The 17558-nt window shown below is 47.2% G+C and carries 21 protein-coding genes; 20 read left to right on the plus strand and 1 reads right to left on the minus strand.

The annotated features are described in order from the left end of the window. From trpA to KB186_RS05115, 16 genes are all read left to right on the plus strand, one after another. Nucleotides 1-819 carry a tryptophan synthase subunit alpha gene (trpA, locus tag KB186_RS05040; RefSeq protein WP_173609500.1) on the plus strand — a complete coding sequence of 273 codons (819 nt, stop codon included), beginning with the start codon at nucleotides 1-3 and terminating at the stop codon, nucleotides 817-819. Between the two features lie 29 nt (nucleotides 820-848). Beyond that, nucleotides 849-1943, plus strand: coding sequence for a histidinol-phosphate transaminase (gene hisC, locus KB186_RS05045; protein ID WP_173609499.1), 1095 nt, complete (start codon nucleotides 849-851; stop codon nucleotides 1941-1943). A 69-nt stretch (nucleotides 1944-2012) separates the two neighbouring features. Then, nucleotides 2013-3116: a prephenate dehydrogenase gene (locus tag KB186_RS05050; protein WP_173609830.1), complete on the plus strand. Its 1104-nt coding sequence runs from the start codon at nucleotides 2013-2015 to the stop codon at nucleotides 3114-3116. Nucleotides 3117-3207: 91 nt separating this feature from the next. Continuing rightward, complete coding sequence (gene aroA, locus KB186_RS05055) at nucleotides 3208-4488, plus strand: 3-phosphoshikimate 1-carboxyvinyltransferase (RefSeq protein WP_173609498.1); 1281 nt, start codon at nucleotides 3208-3210, stop codon at nucleotides 4486-4488. Between the two features lie 323 nt (nucleotides 4489-4811). Next, entirely contained in the window at nucleotides 4812-5933 is a 1122-nt protein-coding gene (locus KB186_RS05060; RefSeq protein WP_173609497.1) for an amidohydrolase family protein, read from the plus strand. A gap of 148 nt (nucleotides 5934-6081) precedes the next feature. Continuing rightward, entirely contained in the window at nucleotides 6082-6672 is a 591-nt protein-coding gene (locus tag KB186_RS05065; RefSeq protein WP_007716581.1) for an RNA polymerase sigma factor, read from the plus strand. Then, nucleotides 6669-7319 carry a zf-HC2 domain-containing protein gene (locus tag KB186_RS05070; RefSeq protein ID WP_173609496.1) on the plus strand — a complete coding sequence of 217 codons (651 nt, stop codon included), beginning with the start codon at nucleotides 6669-6671 and terminating at the stop codon, nucleotides 7317-7319. The genes KB186_RS05065 and KB186_RS05070 overlap by 4 nt, the downstream gene beginning before the upstream one ends. A gap of 128 nt (nucleotides 7320-7447) precedes the next feature. Then, nucleotides 7448-8395: a tetratricopeptide repeat protein gene (locus tag KB186_RS05075; protein ID WP_232773190.1), complete on the plus strand. Its 948-nt coding sequence runs from the start codon at nucleotides 7448-7450 to the stop codon at nucleotides 8393-8395. Nucleotides 8396-8498: 103 nt separating this feature from the next. Continuing rightward, complete coding sequence (locus KB186_RS05080; RefSeq protein ID WP_232773191.1) at nucleotides 8499-9617, plus strand: hypothetical protein; 1119 nt, start codon at nucleotides 8499-8501, stop codon at nucleotides 9615-9617. Between the two features lie 9 nt (nucleotides 9618-9626). After that, nucleotides 9627-9842 (plus strand): IDEAL domain-containing protein, encoded by a 216-nt coding sequence (locus KB186_RS05085; protein ID WP_173609493.1) that lies wholly within the window; start codon nucleotides 9627-9629, stop codon nucleotides 9840-9842. Between the two features lie 88 nt (nucleotides 9843-9930). Next, on the plus strand, nucleotides 9931-10353 hold the full coding sequence (locus KB186_RS05090; protein ID WP_232773192.1) for a DUF2487 family protein: 423 nt from the start codon (nucleotides 9931-9933) through the stop codon (nucleotides 10351-10353). 251 nt (nucleotides 10354-10604) lie between these two features. Next, nucleotides 10605-11123 (plus strand): Rieske (2Fe-2S) protein, encoded by a 519-nt coding sequence (locus KB186_RS05095; RefSeq protein ID WP_173609491.1) that lies wholly within the window; start codon nucleotides 10605-10607, stop codon nucleotides 11121-11123. Nucleotide 11124: 1 nt separating this feature from the next. Then, nucleotides 11125-11796 carry a menaquinol-cytochrome c reductase cytochrome b subunit gene (gene qcrB / locus KB186_RS05100; RefSeq protein ID WP_007716591.1) on the plus strand — a complete coding sequence of 224 codons (672 nt, stop codon included), beginning with the start codon at nucleotides 11125-11127 and terminating at the stop codon, nucleotides 11794-11796. Nucleotides 11797-11824: 28 nt separating this feature from the next. After that, nucleotides 11825-12616 (plus strand): menaquinol-cytochrome c reductase cytochrome b/c subunit, encoded by a 792-nt coding sequence (locus tag KB186_RS05105; RefSeq protein ID WP_173609490.1) that lies wholly within the window; start codon nucleotides 11825-11827, stop codon nucleotides 12614-12616. A gap of 76 nt (nucleotides 12617-12692) precedes the next feature. Further along, nucleotides 12693-13292, plus strand: coding sequence for a DUF1405 domain-containing protein (locus KB186_RS05110; RefSeq protein ID WP_017248137.1), 600 nt, complete (start codon nucleotides 12693-12695; stop codon nucleotides 13290-13292). A 48-nt stretch (nucleotides 13293-13340) separates the two neighbouring features. After that, entirely contained in the window at nucleotides 13341-14156 is an 816-nt protein-coding gene (locus KB186_RS05115; RefSeq protein ID WP_173609489.1) for a sporulation protein YpjB, read from the plus strand. A 68-nt stretch (nucleotides 14157-14224) separates the two neighbouring features. Here the strand turns inward: KB186_RS05115 and KB186_RS05120 are convergent, their stop codons facing one another. Next, entirely contained in the window at nucleotides 14225-15082 is an 858-nt protein-coding gene (locus tag KB186_RS05120; protein WP_173609488.1) for a YitT family protein, read from the minus strand. Nucleotides 15083-15297: 215 nt separating this feature from the next. Between KB186_RS05120 and KB186_RS05125 the strand changes: the two genes are divergently transcribed. The 4 genes from KB186_RS05125 to bshB1 are packed head-to-tail and all read left to right on the plus strand — an operon-like array spanning nucleotide 15298 to nucleotide 17543. Continuing rightward, entirely contained in the window at nucleotides 15298-15645 is a 348-nt protein-coding gene (locus KB186_RS05125) for a nucleotide pyrophosphohydrolase (protein ID WP_016740047.1), read from the plus strand. Further along, the gene (gene dapB, locus KB186_RS05130; protein WP_232773193.1) at nucleotides 15638-16390 is read left to right on the plus strand and encodes a 4-hydroxy-tetrahydrodipicolinate reductase; all 753 of its coding nucleotides are present in this window, start codon (nucleotides 15638-15640) and stop codon (nucleotides 16388-16390) included. Before KB186_RS05125 ends, dapB begins: the two co-directional genes overlap by 8 nt. Before the next feature lie 50 nt (nucleotides 16391-16440). Further along, nucleotides 16441-16851 (plus strand): methylglyoxal synthase, encoded by a 411-nt coding sequence (locus KB186_RS05135; protein WP_173609486.1) that lies wholly within the window; start codon nucleotides 16441-16443, stop codon nucleotides 16849-16851. Further along, nucleotides 16848-17543: a bacillithiol biosynthesis deacetylase BshB1 gene (bshB1, locus tag KB186_RS05140; protein WP_221867099.1), complete on the plus strand. Its 696-nt coding sequence runs from the start codon at nucleotides 16848-16850 to the stop codon at nucleotides 17541-17543. The genes KB186_RS05135 and bshB1 overlap by 4 nt, the downstream gene beginning before the upstream one ends. Nucleotides 17544-17558 lie beyond the last annotated feature (15 nt).

The raw sequence follows: 17558 nt of genomic DNA on the forward strand, positions 1-17558 counted from the left end.
ATGACGACCGCTCTTAACAGAATCGATCAATTATTCGCGGATCGTGATCGCAAACGATTCATCCCGTTTCTAACGGTAGGCGATCCTTCGATAGAAGCAACCTTTCATCTCGTAAAAGCGATGGTCGAAGCCGGAGCAGATCTCATCGAGCTCGGGGTCCCTTACTCTGATCCTTTGGCAGATGGCCCAACGATACAACGGGCTTCAGAGCGTGCATTGAAAAATGGTGTGACGATCAGGGAAGCTTTGCAATTGGTCAAAAGGCTCCGGGAATCAGGTATGGAGGCATCCATCGTCCTGTTCACCTACTTCAATCCGGTTTTGCAATATGGTATCGAGCGCTTTTTTGCCGATCTCGCTGCCTATGGTGCGGACGGAGTTGTCATTCCGGATTTGCCGATTGAGGAAAACGGTCCAGCAGTAACGGCAGCAAAACAGCATGGCATTCATGTCATTTCACTCGTAGCACCAACTTCCAGTTCCAGAATGAACATGATCGGCGCGCAAGCAACGGGATTCCTTTATTGTGTATCGTCTCTCGGTGTGACGGGTGCCCGCGCGGATCTGCGCGAGGATTTGGCAGATTTTCTGGAACGAGTAAAAGCCAGCACATCGGTTCCTACTGCGGTAGGCTTCGGCATATCCACACCGGATCAGGTACGAGCAGTAGCACCCCATACGGATGGTGTCATTGTGGGAAGTGCCATCGTACAGCAAATCGAGGAGTATGCTGAGCAGCTGAAAGACCCCAAACAGATGCCAGAAGCTGTAGAAAAAATAAAAACCTTTGTACATCAGTTAGCCAGTGCGCTACAATAGTGGGAAAAATGTGACTGGAGTGAACGTGGATGCAACCGAAACAACGCATACTCAATGCCCCGGTATATCAACCTGGCAAGCCGATTGATGACGTGAAACGTGAATATGGTTTGACCGAAGTCATCAAGCTGGCGTCCAACGAAAATCCTTTTGGTTCCTCACCGAAGGCGAAAGCTGCCATTGCGGAACAGTTGGACAATTTGGCCCTTTATCCAGACGGTGCAAGCCTTAATCTGCGCTGGGATCTTGCTGACTTCCTCGGAGTCAAACCAGGCCAATTGTTTTTCGGCAACGGGTCTGATGAAATTCTGTTGATGATCTCTCGTGCTTTTTTGAGCGAAGGAACAAATGCAGTCATGGCGACGCAAACGTTCTCGCAGTATCGCTCAAATGGGATTATTGAAGGTGCAGACTTGATTGAGGTGCCGTTGAAAGATGGCGTTCACGATCTTGAAGCGATGGCGGCTGCCATCAACGAACAAACAAAGGTCGTATGGATATGTAACCCGAACAATCCGTCAGGTACGATTGTAACAACATCCGAGTTGGAAGCTTTTATGAAAAAGGCTCCAAAAGATGTCCTCGTCGTGTTGGATGAGGCTTACTACGAGTATGTGGTGGACCCAGAATATCCACAAACAGTACCGATGCTTGCTGAGTATCCGAACCTGATTATTTTGCGTACGTTCTCCAAAATCTACGGTCTGGCTGCCCTTCGTATCGGCTACGGGATCGCGTCAGAAGAGCTCATTTCCTCACTGGAACATGTGCGTGAGCCTTTCAATACAGGCACACTTGGACAGGTAGCAGCACGTGCGGCATTACAAGACCAGGAATTTGTGAAAACATGCCGTGATCGTAACCGAGAAGGCATGAAGCAGTTTACCGATTCATTTGACGAGTGGGGACTCTCCTACTATCCATCTCAGACCAACTTTATCTTGGTTGATTTGAAAAAGGATTCCGATGAGGTATTCAAAAAGCTGCTCTCTCAAGGCATTATCGTTCGCTCTGGTAATGCGCTAGGCTTCCCGGGTTTTCAACGTATTACGATCGGGACCAAAGAGCAAAATGACAAGATTCTTTCTGTCTTAAAAGAAATCGTGACTGGAGCATTGAAATAAAGGACGAAGATGCCGGGCATGCCTCGGCATTTTTGTCTAAGAGAGATATAGGAAGGATAGAGAGTGGAGATGAAAAAAACCACTATTACTGTAATCGGCGTCGGATTGATCGGCGGCTCCATCGCGCTGTCAATGCGACGCGATCCCAATATTCGGGTAGTCGGTTACGATTTACGTCAGGATTGTTTAGATAAAGCACTGACCTTGGGTGTCATTCATGCAGGCACAACTGATTTGCAGACCGCAGTTCGAGAAGCAAATGTCATTTTCCTCGCATCACCTGTAGAGCAAATCGTTGCAACCATTCGCTCGTTAGTGGAAATGGAACTGCAGCCGGGTGTGATCATTACAGATGTTGGCAGTACAAAAGCAGGTATTGTGAGACAAGCGGGGGATGTCATTCCCGACCATGTAACGTTTATAGGTGGACATCCAATGGCCGGCTCGCACAAATCCGGCGTGGAAGCTGCTTCTGATCGTCTGATGGAAAACGCCTATTATGTTTTGACACCAGCGCCGGGAACATCTGAAGAAAAAGTAAAGCAATTGTCTGAACTACTTTCACTGACTCGCGCAAAAATCGTGCAAATGGACGCGGATTCGCATGATCAGGTCGTGGGTGCAGTTAGTCATTTCCCGCATATTCTCGCTTCTGCTCTGGTCAATCTGGTGGCAGGGTACGACGAAGAAAATGCTTGGCATGCAACCCTTGCTGCTGGTGGCTTCCGTGACATTACGCGCATTGCTTCGAGCAACCCTCAGATGTGGCGTGACATTTTGCTGCAAAATCGTGATCCGATCCTAAAAATCGCAAAAGATTGGGCAAACGCATTAGAAGATGTCGTTTCTCTGGTAGAACAGGGAGATCCAAAAGGAATCGAGCATTTCTTCAAAACGGCCCGAGAATTTCGCGACAGTTTGCCAGAGCGTAAAACGGGTGCATTGCCTCCTTTGAACGATTTGTATATCGATATCCCGGACCACCCGGGTGAAATCGGACGAATTACGACATTGTTGGGAGCAAGACAAATCAACATCACGAATCTCCAAATCAGAGAGACACGAGAAGACATTTATGGGGTGCTACGGATTACGTTCCATTCGCAACAAGAGTTGGAAAAGGGAGAGGAAGTTCTTCGCTTTTTCGATTACAATGTATACAAGCGCACATAAGTGTTTTTATGCAAACACACTTTACAACGAAGACGCTTCACAGTGCGACTGGTGATCTGGGAGAGCGTGAGAGAGAAAAGGAGTGGAAGTAATGCTTCGCGTACAACAAGCCAAACAAATCAAAGGTACCGTTCGCGTGCCAGGAGATAAATCCATTTCCCACCGTGCAGTTATGTTTGGTGCTCTAGCAGAAGGAACGACGACTATTGAAGGCTTTTTGCCAGGTGCCGATTGCTTGAGCACGATTAGCTGCTTCCGTCGGATGGGTATCGAGATTGAACAACAAGGAGATGCCGTAACCGTACAGGGAAAAGGCTGGTATGGTTTGCAGGAACCATCTCAACATTTGGATGTTGGGAACTCCGGTACGACCATTCGCTTAATGGCAGGGATCATGGCGACACAGCCTTTCCATGTGGTGATGGAAGGCGATGAGTCTATAGCCAAAAGACCAATGCGCCGCGTGATCGGACCACTCCGTCAAATGGGCGCCAAAATCGACGGAAGAAAAGACGGCGAATTCACACCGCTATCCATTCGGGGTGGGGAGCTTCAAGGGATCGCGTATCAATCCCCGGTTGCAAGTGCACAAGTGAAGTCAGCGATTATGCTGGCAGGGTTGCAGGCAAAAGGCGTGACGAGTGTAACAGAGCCACATTTATCCCGCGATCATACAGAGCGTATGCTGCAAGCATTTGGTGTACAGGTTGTGCGTGATGGTTTGACCGTTTCAGTAGAGGGTGGACAAAAACTGAAGGGCCGTGCCATTTCTGTTCCTGGTGACATTTCTTCCGCTGCCTTTTTGATTGCAGCTGTAATGGTCGTACCAGGCAGCTCTCTTCTCATTGAAAACGTCGGAATCAACCCAAGCCGCACGGGCATCATTGATGTTGTCAAGGCGATGGGGGGAAGCCTGGAGCTTTTGAATGAGCGAGTCGTAAATGAAGAGCCGGTTGCAGACCTCCTCGTGACGCATTCGGAGCTACATGGTATTGAAATCGCCGGAGATATTATTCCGCGTCTGATTGACGAAATTCCAGTGATTGCAGTCATGGCAACGCAGGCAAAAGGACAAACCGTTATCCGTGATGCCGAAGAGCTGAAAGTAAAAGAAACGGATCGTATTGCCACGGTGGTGAGCCAACTGTCCAAATTCGGTGCGAGGGTGACACCTACAGATGACGGAATGATCATCGAAGGAAAGACTGGACTTACAGGGGCTGTCATCGATAGCATGGGGGATCATCGAATTGGCATGGCGATGGCGATCGCAGGTCTCGTTGCCGATGGGGAGACGACAATCGAAAATGATGATGCGATTGATGTATCGTTCCCTGGCTTCCATGACTTGCTTGTGAAGATCAGCCAGTAATGAAAGAATGAAAGAGAAGTCTGTTCCTTTATAGGGGAGCAGGCTTCTTTTTTTGTGCGAAGGAAAAGCGTTCCGAATTTTAGCAAAAATGATTTGACAAGCGCTTACATTCCGTTTATTATAAAACTACAGTATGGTTTCTCTCCACTCCTATCCAATATAAGAAAGCACGTGTGTGCTACCGTCGTTTGAATGCGCTTACATCAACGGCGGTCTTTTTTTGTTTAAAAAGCGGTTTGACTCGAATGAGTACTTTTTCCCCGGTCTGTGCATATGCTCGTACAAAGGTAGTGTCCGCAAGAGAAGTAGGAGGGGGACGAGCTATGCTGGAGCGAGGGATGGTCATACGCGGGGGAACGATTGTCACAGCACGGGGAATGAAAGAAGCAGATATTTGGATCCGTCAAGGAAAAATTGTACGAATTGCTAAAGACACCTTGACGAAAAACCCCTTCAACGATTTATTTGAAGAAATAGATGCTACCGGTATGTATCTTCTGCCCGGTTTTGTCGCACTCCTGACACATTCGTTGTATAAAATCAAAGATGTAGATGTTTATATAGCGGCCATGCGAAATCTCATCAGCACGGGATGTACAAGCCTGGTAGACGTCTTCCGGCCAGAGCGTTGGATGAGCAGACCGCAAATTCACTTCCAACAAACGCAGCATTTCAACAGCTTGTTGGATTACGTTTGGCACGTAGAAATCGATGTCGCTGATCTTCATGGTGACCGCTTAGGGGAATGGATGAATCATGGCTATTCTTCGTTTCATGTCACGATTCGAAATCCAGAAGAAATTTCCACAATAAAATGGGAAACGCTTTTGCAACTTCATACGTCTAAACATACGATCCTGCACATGCAGGTACAAAATGATCCGTTTCTGAAAAAGGAACAACGGGAATTCATTCGAAAGAGTTGGCTGGAGGCTACTCGTTATTGGCGGTTGCGTACTGTCATTACTGATTCTCAAGCGGCCTTTCATTTTGAAGAAAATGACCCGTACCTGCATATCTTTCGTTTGCCGGCTGAAGTGACGGATCAAGGTCTTCGTCAATTACATCGCCAATGGTTTGGGAGCTGGCAAGTAGCATCTCCGATTCACGATGTGCGGATTGATACACGGAAGAGCTGGTGTACGCCCGAAGAATTGCTATGCTTGCTAGTCAGGCTCGCTTCGACAAATGTTGCAAAAGCAGTTGGACTGTATCCACGAAAAGGAAGCTTGACAACTGGCGCAGACGCTGATATCGTTTTCCTGAAAAAGGAAAACTGGTTGACAAAGAATGATCTTTCCACTATTCTCAATTTTAGTGAAATGCATCTTCCAACATCTGTTATGTCGAACGGTAAATGGATATATCGAAATATGCGATTTATCCCCTTGATTGGTATGGGTAAGTGTTTATTCGACACGAAGCCCTACGCTTATGTCATATAACCCCGGTTTGGGGGTTTTTTCGTGAATGGTTTCCAGTAGACAGACGTGAAAAAGAATCGTAAGGTCGCGCAACTTTTTACATCCCCAGCAGTCTAATTATGCAAAAGGCCGCTGAGGGATCGGAATCGCAAGGAGGTAATCTCTGATCATGACCGATTCCCAGCTTATCCGAGAGATTAAAGAAGGTAATCTGGAATGCTATGCTGAACTGATTCGTCGATATGAAAAAAAGATCCTCTCATTTGTCACTCATCTTTTGCGTCAGGCACATTTAGAGCATATAGCGGAGGATATATGTCAGGAGACGTTTTACAAGGCGTATAAGAGCATTCATTCTTTCCGAGATGTAGAAGCTACATTCTCCACCTGGCTCTATACGATTGCACGCAACTCCGTACTCAGTGAATTGCGCAAGAGTCGCAATTCAGACGTGTATCTGGATGATACGTTGCAAGTACCTATGGCATCTCCCAAGACACTGCCTGAGCAAGTTTTGCTCCGGAATGAACGGGAGAGCATGGTAAGACTGGCGATCAACAGCTTGCCAGAGAAGCAACGCTCTGCACTGATATTACGTGAGTACGAACAAATGGATTACACAGAAATCGCTACGATTCTGGATTTAACAGTGAGCTCTGTGAAGTCTCTACTGTTTCGAGCGCGGCAAAGTATTCGTGGACAGTTGGAAAACTACATCCTGGACCCTCATTTGGATGAAGCTGAAGGGATGAATCGATGATGAGATGTGAAGAAGTTCAGGAAATTCTGCCTGAATACGCCGAAAATCTGTTGCCTGAGGTGACCCAACGCCGGGTTGATCACCATATGGCGGCATGCTATGCCTGTCGTTCCGACTATGAGATTTGGTCGGACAGTGGTGAATGGATGGAAATGGATAAAGAAGAATACCATTCTGTAACTCCATCACGTTCCATTGTTGACGCGGTGATGGCCCGTATTTTATCGGAAGAGCAGTGGGCGATCCCGATTGGCAGAAAAATTTTTAGCGTGACAGCGAGAATGCGACGCATGGCTGCGAGTGTAGCTGTTTTGTTGCTCATGGTCTTTTCGTTCACTTTATATGTGAATACAAGCACCACGGAGCATGCGAATTCGCTCGTGATTAACGGAGAAGTTATGGAGATTAACTCGCCAAAAGCGCAGGTTATTTCTTCTTCCATGCAAACAGACGACGGTACATACGTGGTAGAAGCCCAGCCATATACGACGCAAGAAGATTCGCTGGAACATGCTACTGCTTCGATCGTACCGCTCGATGGGAAGCCGACTTCTACTGATTCAGCCAAACCGAATTACAGCATTGTACTTAGTATTTTTGGAATCCTTATTACTGTTCTTACAATGAGCTGGCTAACGCGAGCATAATGGTATATGATCAAGAGTAAAAGAAAAGACCGTCTTCGGACGGTCTTTTGTGGCTATTTTATTAGAGTGGTTGTTCAACAAGCGCGAAGAGCAACAAGGCCACGCAAAATACATATGAGGTGAAAGAAATGCCGAAAAAGTGGCTGTATGTTATAGACGAAGCGATCAAGCGGATCGAAAACGATGAAGTGGAATTGGGCTTGACCGCTCTGCAAAAGGTTCAGGAGCATGGAAAGGATTTGCCGGACGTCATGATGTATTTGGCAGAGGTCTGGTATCGACTCGGTCATTTGGAAGAGGCGAGTCAATTGCTGACAGATGTCATGGCCAAAAATCCGCAAATGGATTCTTCTTTGCGCAGAGAATGCCAGCTGCTGCTAGCGGAGATTGCTTTGGATTCCAGTGATTTTGAGACGGCGCAACATCTTCTTTATGAATGCAAAGAATCTGGCTTTGAAAGCATCCAGCTTGATTTGTTGCTAGCGGATCTGTATTCACTTCAAGACTTAGATGAAGTGGCGGTCAAGTATTTGGAGCAAGCAAGACTCAAGGAGCCAGACAACCAAGATATTATGGCAGCGCTGGGTAACTTGTATTTCCGCATTGGCGAAGACGAGAAAGCAATGAAGCTCCTGGAACAAGCCGGGGATGAAAGTCTGTCTATGCTTTTGACAAAGGGGCGCTCGTACGCACAAAGTGGTCAATTCGAACAGGCTTATCAGGTATTCCGTCAGGCGCTGGTCATGGATCGTTCGCCAGAAGTACTCTACGGTTGTGCACTGATGGCATTCCACGTAGGACGACTGGATGAAGCATCAGAATTGGTCAGCAGTTTGCAAGCGGTTGACGAGGAGTATGTGGCTGCTTACCCATTAGCTGCAGATGTGAATCTATCGATGGGAAAAACAGAAGCCGCTATTGAGGCGTTGAAACAATATGTGTCTTTGTCCGGTTTCGATTTGGATCAGATTCGCAGGCTGATTGCCCTTTTGACTCAAGCCGGGCGCTATGAGGAAGCGAAGGAGTACCAACAACTTCACGATTTGTGGGACCATGAATCCGACGAGGAGCAATAAAAAATCGACAAACAGGAAGTCACTTCGGTGGCTTCCTGTTTATTTTTCCGCATTTTGGCAAGAATGAGTGACAAGTAAGCCATCGTAAAGAAGGGATGCACAGATGAACTTGGCTGAGATCTTGGTTTACACCGATATCCGGCAGCTCCATCAGATTGCCAACCATTACGGATGCGAATGCAACCCTCATTCCAAAAACGAATTGATTACGTCACTGTTGTCTAGCTTGAGGCACAGGTTGACAATCTCTCAAGAAGTTGAGCAGCTGAGTAGTGTAGAAACCCATTTTTTGCTGCAATTGTTCCTGGACAAGCGTACGGTCATGTCGCTTGAGGATTTGTTGGCGAAGGCTGGAGTGGCACTGGCGTGTGAAAAGGAAAAAAAGCAGGAGGAAGGACGGAAGTTTGTCGCGGCTGCAATGAAGCGAGGATGGGTTTTTCCGGCGAAAAGTAAGACAGTAGGGCAGTACCAAATTCCGCTGGACATCCGCGAGCCGTACTTGCAAGCATGGCTGACAAAATGGCGTGAGTCAAACGCATCTTTTCATCCTGGGCCGCAAGCGTACAGGGATGAAGGAACAGCACTATGCGATGATATCATGCAATTTTTACAATTTCTCCAGCAGGAGCCAGTACCGCTAACCGCAGAAGGTGGCATGTACAAGAGACATCAGCAGCAGCTTTTTCAATTTTTGTACGTAAAAGAAGAGCCGCTATTGCCGCAAAAATGGCGTTTTGGGTACGGGCTGCATTTTGATTTATACCCTGACCGCTTTTCCTTGCTCTACGATTTCTGCTACTATCACCGATGGATCGTCGAAGTCGACGGCAAAGTAGCCGTAACGGAAGCAGGAAGAGAGCGACTGGAGCAACCGTATAACGATCAATTGTACCATGATGTCATTCGCTTCTGGATGAGGCTGTACAAGCGGGCTGTCCCCAACTTGCCGATGTTGGTTCAGCTCATTCCGTTGATCGCGTCGGCTGGATGGGTAAGTCAGCAATCTCTGATGGACACGCTACTCCATTGGATGAAAGAGTTTTACTACGATTCACCCACAGATATCTTGGTGAATCGGGTATGCAAAATGATGGTGCATCTTGGATTGTTGCGCGTCGGCCAAGACGAACAGGAGCAGTGGCTATACACCGCGACGTATGCGAGCCAGACTTGGCTTCGAAAATACAATGGTTTTACCGAAACGACTATTTTATTGAAGTGAGGGATGGGTATGGAGTGGCCGAATTTCTATTCCAACGCGTACGGAACGAACAATCAAATGGTTTCCGGTTTGCTATCTGAAATGGTGATCGACGAGCAGATGCGTCAATACCGCAAGCGCACGCTGATCCAGGAGATTGATGAGGCACTTGCATCGAAAAACAAAGAGCTGTTTATGCGCTTAACAGACGAATTGAAAGAAATCATGGCTTACGAGCAAGCCTAAATACATATCGTATGCGTTATTGCGAGTCTCCAACCATTCATGGTACGCTTGTTTCCAGAAATGAACAAGGAAATGAGGAGACGGCTCTATGCAGTGGAACTTGAACGATTTTGAAAACTGGGAGGAGTTGCGATCCTTTGTGGATACCGCGCTGCTCCCTCTTTATTTGTACAGTACGGACAGAAAAGTAGAAGAGCATGTTGTTCGGATGAACTACTTGTTAAATGTAGCTGCCGGGATTGAACACCGCTTGAAGGGGCGCGTGCTGCTGTTTCCGTTAAGCTATCAAATAGGAGAAGAACAGCTGGAACAACGAACACCGGCGGAATTCCCTTATAAAGTAGTGCTTCATTTTCGCGGAGAACAGATTCAAGTAATAGAGAGGGCAGAAGAAGGCGTGTTGACGTTATTGGTAGGGGATGAAGATTTGGAATCTTCTTTGCGCTTCGAAGTGACCGTGGATGTGCTGTACAAAGAGGTCATCAAGTTGTGGCAAACTGGGCAGCGATAATCCATTTGACTAAAATAAGAGACGCAATAGAGAAAGCGTTTTCCGGTAATACTACAGAAAAATGGGTGGGGCAAGGTCTTAAATTTGACAATCTGGCAACAATATCCTGTCACACATCGTTTGTGCAAAGACATGTCCACTGGACATTCTTGACATCTTTATAGGCGTTAGCTATGATTGGGATTGACCTAGTGTATATGTATAAAAATGCCATCGTAGCGCTATTTTACAGGATAAGGAGGGAAAAAGATATGGGAGACAAACGCGAAATTTCCAGGCGTACATTTTTGAACTACGCCCTTATGGGAACTGGCGGATTCCTTGCTGCGGGAATGATCACCCCAATGATTCGTTTTGCGGTAGACCCCCTTCTGCAAGGACATGCAGGTGGAGATAAAGTAGCTGTCGGCAGTCCGGATGAGTTTAGTGCCGTGCCAAAACGCGTTGAATTCAAGGTCCATACCAAGGACGGTTGGTATGAATCAGAATCAACACTTACTGCATGGGTTACCAAGAACGACAAGGGTGAGATTCTTGCTCTGTCCCCGATCTGTAAGCACTTAGGGTGTACGGTTGACTGGGGAACTGGTGCAGGCCAACCGAATGAGTACTTCTGTCCTTGCCACATGGGTCGTTATACGATCAATGGCGAGCACATTTTGGGAACGCCACCCACGGCCTCTCTCGATGAGTATGAGACAGAAGTCAAAGATGGAAAATTGTATTTAGGTAAAGTAAAAGCAAATCCTCGTCCGGGGGTGAACGGCTAAAATGATGCAAAAAATGTATGATTGGGTCGACGAGCGCTTAAACATCACTCCGATGTGGCGTGACTTGGCTGACCACGAAGTACCTGAGCACGTGAACCCGGCACATCATTTTTCCGCTTTTGTTTACTGCTTTGGTGGACTTACGTTCTTTATTACCGTTATTCAAATCTTGTCTGGTATGTTCTTGACGATGTACTATGTACCAGACGTTATCAATGCTTACGAATCCGTTAAGTACCTGCAGAACGAAGTAGCGTTCGGGGTAATCGTGCGCGGTATGCATCACTGGGGTGCCAGCTTGGTCATCGTGATGATGTTCCTACATACTCTGCGTGTATTCTTTACAGGTGCATACAAAAAGCCTCGTGAATTGAACTGGGTAGTCGGCGTATTGATTTTCTTCGTTATGCTGGGTCTCGGTTTCACAGGTTACCTCTTACCTTGGGATAACACCGCATACTTTGCGACCAAAGTAGGTGTGCAGATCGCTGACTCTGTACCTTTAATCGGTCCATACGTGAAAACATTGCTTACAGGCGGAGACATTCTAGGAGCGCAAACGCTTACCCGTTTCTTCGCAATTCACGTGTTCTTCCTTCCAGGCGCGCTGCTTGGTCTGTTGGGAGCTCACTTTGTAATGATCCGTTCGCAAGGTATCTCGGGTCCACTATAATCGGTCTTCGAAAAAAGGAGGAAATAGCATGGCAAAACAAGATAAAGATGCTACCTTCGTCGGAGATTCCCGAGTATCGGCGAAGCGTATTCCAAACATTTCTCCATCCTACTCCGACTTTCCAGGAAAAAATGAGCCGTTTTGGCCAAACTTCCTGCTGAAAGAGTGGATGGTGGCAGCCGTTTGCTTGGTTGGTTTCCTTGTGTTAACGGTTTCACACCCGTCGCCGTTAACTGACAAAGCAAACCCGAATGATACATCATTCATTCCGTTGCCAGACTGGTACTTCTTGTTCCTGTATCAATTGCTGAAATATCCATGGGCTGCAGGGGATTGGGTCGTTCTTGGGATCGTTGTTATTCCAGGTATCGCATTTGGTGCACTGATGCTGGCTCCTTGGCTGGATACCAGCAAAGAGCGTCGTCCTAGCAAACGTCCAGTTGCTACAGGATTGATGCTGACTGCACTCGTTGGTATTTTCTACTTGACTTGGGCAGCAAACCATGAATATCATCTGGCTCACCCAGATAAAGGTAAAGGAACTGGTGGCAAAGAGGGATCGAGTGCAACTGCACCTGCTCCAGCTGACACCAGCTTTAAAGCAGATGCGCTTTGGAAAGCGCAAACAAGCTGTATGGGGTGCCATGGTAAAAACATGGAGGGTGGCATGGGTCCAAACCTCCAAAAAATCGGCGCAACTTTGGATGCAGCCAAGATTACTGATATCATCAAGAACGGTAAAGGCGCAATGCCAGGCGGTATGATCAAAGATGATGCAGAAATCGCAAAGCTGGCTGACTACTTGGCTGGCTTGAAATAAGCTAATAGGGGAAAAGCTGGCTGGTAATGCGGTCAGCTTTTTCGTTAGCGGCGTACACAGCGGGAGACGATTATAGATGATCTGGATATGGGAGTGGTTTCGGCAATCTTTGGGCAAAAGGTGGTTTCTTTGGACGCTGTTCGTCGTCAACTTTTTAGGAACCATATATGGATTCATCTGGTATGGTAACCAATTGGCTGAGACACCAGCATATTTGATTCCTTTTGTTCCGGACAGCCCGACAGGTAGCGGACTTTTTTCGCTTGTACTCCTTACCTATTTGTTGGGTCGCCACATTCCTGTACTGGAAGCTTTGGCTGGCATCACCAATTTTAAGTATGGTGTCTGGGCCGTCTGCATTATCGTGGCTGGTTGGATGATGGGCAATGAAGTGCGTTGGACAGACGTGATGCTGATTATTTCCCACACGGGCATGGCTGTGGAATCTGTTTTGTACGCACGTTTTTACAAGCTAAGTCTTCTGCCGGTGGGAATCGCTGCGCTGTGGACACTGAATAATGATTTTCTCGATTACGTCATGGATATCCATCCGTGGCTGCCGAGTGTGCTGGATCCGTATGAGGGTTTCGTAGGTTTGTTTACGGTTCTTCTCAGTCTGATCTCGATCTCGGTGATCTGGTGGGTAAACATGAAGTATACGACAAATAAGGTCTAATCTTGTCCTCCTTTCCATAGTCTGTACTAGGGAAGGAGGTTATTTGCGTTGAAGAAAAACATCCGGTTTTTATTATTCTTTCTCATGATCGGGTTGTTCTTGTCGTGGCCCATTCATAACTTGTACTCGAAGCTAAATCAACCGATAGAACAAAAGCAGTTGGCAGCATTGGATCAAATTGCGCATGAGTTCCTGACGTATGCAAAAAAGGGAGATCTTGAAGGCGCAGAGCAGCGCATCGTCCAGCTAGCAGACCGATTTCCGAACCAGCATTTGCCCAATCCGATACGTATTGAGAGTCTGAATGCAGTGACCCAGTCTATATTGGCAGCCAAGCAAAGCTTTGCTTCCGCAAATGCAAGTGAACAGCAATTGCTGTGGCATGCCACGCGGGTCCGTATCGCCATAGACGCCCTTACCCATGATCACCAGCCGATGTGGCGTAGCTACTATCCTTCTCTCGTAACACAGGTCCAAAACCTGCAGCTATCCGCTGTTGAGCGGAATTTCAGTCAGTTTCGCGAACAGTTCGATGAGAACTACCGGTTATTTTTGGCCATCAAGCCGGGGATGAGTATTCAGCTTCCAGAGGGGCAAATGTCCTCGATTACGGTTGCGTACGATATCATATCCAAAGAGATGCGGAACACCCAAGTAGATTGGCAGCTTGTTCGAGAGGCATTGCGAGAATTGAACAGCTCCTTTCAAGTGGCTTTTGTGGGAGAAGAGAAGAGTACGCTTGCTCGTTTGATGATGCGTCCAGACTCTCCGATTGTTACTCTCGCTTCTATCATGATAGCTTTGATCATGGCCTTGTCTTATGTGGCATGGAAGAAATACAACGGAGAAATCCGTTCGACCTAATAGGTGCAAAAAGGTGCAAAAACCCTTGCCTGTATGAAAAGGCAAGGGTTTTTCTGTGCTGCTTCATGTTAGTCGTGAAGCGGTTTCTTGTTTTCATCAAGGGTGAAGCCTTCTCCGAGAACTTCATGCACATCATTGACGATGACAAAAGCATGCGGATCAATTTCTTGCACAATGGTTTTAAAACGCATGACTTCGTTTCGGCTGACAACGACATAGATGACTTTCTTTTCCTCGCCAGAGTAGGCGCCTTTACCGGCTAAGAGTGTCACACCACGACCTACATCGAGAATGTGCTTGGCGATGCTATCTGCTTCGTTGGAGATGATTGTCAATGCTTTTCCTGCATAAGCGCCATCTTGGAAAAAGTCGATGACACGTGCTGCGATAAAGACGACGACAAGGGTGTACATGGCGCTTTCTAGGTTCAAATAGACGAGGGACGCCCCAATGACCAAGATGTCTCCGAAGAACAACGTCCTTCCCATACTGATACCCATGTATTTCTGAAGGAGTCTGGCAATGATGTCCACACCGCCGGTCGTTCCGCCGTACCGGAAAATAATCCCTAAGCCGACACCAACAGCTACCCCGGCATACAGGGAAGCAAGCAAGCGATCTTTCATTGGCAACGGAAGCACGCCATCAAATAAGGATAAAAAGACGGAAAGAGAAACCGTTCCCAAAATCGTGTAGAAAAAAGAGGTTCGTCCAAGAATTTTCCAGCCCAAGAAAAATAACGGTACGTTCAGGACAAAGAAGACGATTCCCTGATCCACAACAGGAACTAACAGCTTGATCAAAATACTGATACCGGTGATACCGCCCTCAGCTAGATGATTGGGAATGTTGAACGCGTTAATACCAAATCCCATAATGGCAGAACCGATGATAATGGCAATGATACTGTCAAGACGAATTTTCATATTTCCTCCTGTTCGCCGGACCAGGAAAAGGCTTCCCCCCGGACTTGATGTGCAGGTAATACTTGTGTTACCTGAGGGCTATCCGAAAGCCATTATAAATGAACGCTCGTTTGATTGTCCATATGCTGGAAAGACGAAGTATTGTGATTTGGCAAACGAAGCCTTTTTTAGTACGATAGGTGAAAGAGAGAAGAATGTGAAAAAGGAGTGGTCGGATGGAACGGCAAAAGACTATGCAAGAGATGCAGCAAGAAGTTGATCAATACATATCGCAATTTAAAGAAGGATATTTTTCTCCGCTGTCCATGCTGGCTAGAATGACAGAAGAAGTAGGCGAATTAGCCAGAGAGATTAACCATTTTTATGGAGAAAAACCGAAGAAAAAGGACGAAGGCGAAAAAACAGTAGAGGAAGAGCTGGGTGACGTACTCTTCATTGTAATTTGTTTCGCAAACTCACTCGGAATCGATTTGCAGGAAGCGTTTGATCGTATTATGCACAAGTTTAATACACGCGATAAAGATCGCTGGACAAGAATAGAGGAGAACGAGCAGCATGACTAAACAAGTTCGTGTAGCAGTTGCTGGCGCAAATGGTCGAATGGGGCAAGAAGTAGTGAAAATGCTAGCGCAGGATACCGCGCTCGTTTTTACAGGCAATTTGGATACGCGTGTGAGCGAAGAGGGAATCAATCAACAATTGGACGAAATGAAGCCAGATGTTTTGGTAGACTTTACGACACCGCATACGGTGTATCGTCATATGGAGCTCTGTCTGGCTCGTGGTGTGCGACCGGTGGTTGGTACAACAGGGCTGACAACAGAGCAGCTACAAGAGATGACGGAGCGCTATAGAGAAGCGGGACTGGGCGCCATCATTGCTCCGAATTTTGCAATCGGAGCGATTCTATGTATGAAGTTTTCCGCAATGGCAGCAAAATATATGCCACATGTGGAAATTATCGAGCTGCATCATGACCGAAAGCTGGATGCGCCAAGCGGAACTGCATTGAAGACCGCCGAGATGATTGCAGCGGTTCGTGAAGAGCTCAAGCAAGGGCATCCTGAAGAGGTAGAAACAATTCCAGGCGCTCGCGGAGCAGATTACGAAGGCTTCCGAATTCACAGTGTCCGCCTGCCAGGCATGGTCGCCCATCAAGAGGTTTTGTTTGGGGCAACAGGCCAAACGCTGTCCATACGCCATGATTCGATTAACCGGGAATCTTTCATGCCAGGGGTAAATATGGCTATTAAAGCCGTAATGAATATGAACGGATTGATTTACGGATTGGAACATCTGATTGATTAAACGTTTGATTAACATACACACGATACCCAGCCATAAAGGGAGAGGTTTTCTTGAAAATTGCATTGATTGCCCATGATCGAATGAAAGAACAGATTGTGCAACTAGCGATGGCCTATGAATCCATTTTGGCAAAGCATGACCTGTATGCCACTGGAACAACTGGGTCGCGAATCATGGAAGCTACGTCGCTTTCCCTAACCCGATTTCTTTCAGGGCCATTAGGAGGCGATCAACAAATCGGTGCGATGATCGCCCGCAATGAGATGGATTTGATTATCTTTTTGCGTGATCCGCTTACCTCTCAACCGCATGAACCTGATATTATCGCACTGCTTCGACTGTGTGATGTGCACAAGATACCGTTTGCCACCAATCTCGGTTCGGCAGAAATCATGCTGAAGGCCTTGGAAATGGGACAACTGGATTGGCGCGAAGTGGTGCGTGAGGAGAATGAAGCATGAGTTCACTCGATATTTTGGCAATCGGCGCTCATCCTGACGATGTCGAGATCGGAGCGGCAGGCAGTCTGATATTGGCAGCTAAAGAGGGAAAACGCGTGGGGATTCTCGACTTGACCTACGCAGAATTGTCTTCGAATGGAACGGTGGAGAGAAGGCAACAAGAAGCGGCTGCGGCTGACCAAGTGATGGGAGTGGCTGCACGCTTTAATTTTGGACTGCCTGATCGCGGCTTGGAAGCAGTCAGGGAAAGTGCGATTGAACGTGTCGTAAAGCTCATTCGTGAAACACGCCCAGCCATTGTGCTTGCGCCTTATCACGCGGATCGTCATCCAGATCACGAAAGCGTAAGTCGGATCGTTCGCGAAGCGGTGTTTAATGCGGGTATCCGCAAGTATTTGCCGGAGCCTTCTTTGCCTGCCTATCGCCCATCGCAATTTCTTTACTATTTTATTAATTCCACTGTCACGCCACAGGTTGTCGTGGATATCACTGCTGTTTATGAGCAAAAAATGGAAGCGCTGCGTTGCTATCGCAGTCAGTTTGAGCTTGAAGAAGGTAGTGTCCAAACACCACTTACCAACGGTTATCTGGAGTCTGTTGAGTATCGAGAGCGACTGTTTGGTCAGCAGGCTGGTGTAGCCTACGCAGAAGGATTTGTCAGTGCAGCTCCGTATGTATTAAAGAGCTTGTGAGAAGGGGTGACACTG

It is taken from the genome of Brevibacillus sp. AF8, assembly GCF_021270385.1.
Lineage (GTDB): Bacteria > Bacillota > Bacilli > Brevibacillales > Brevibacillaceae > Brevibacillus.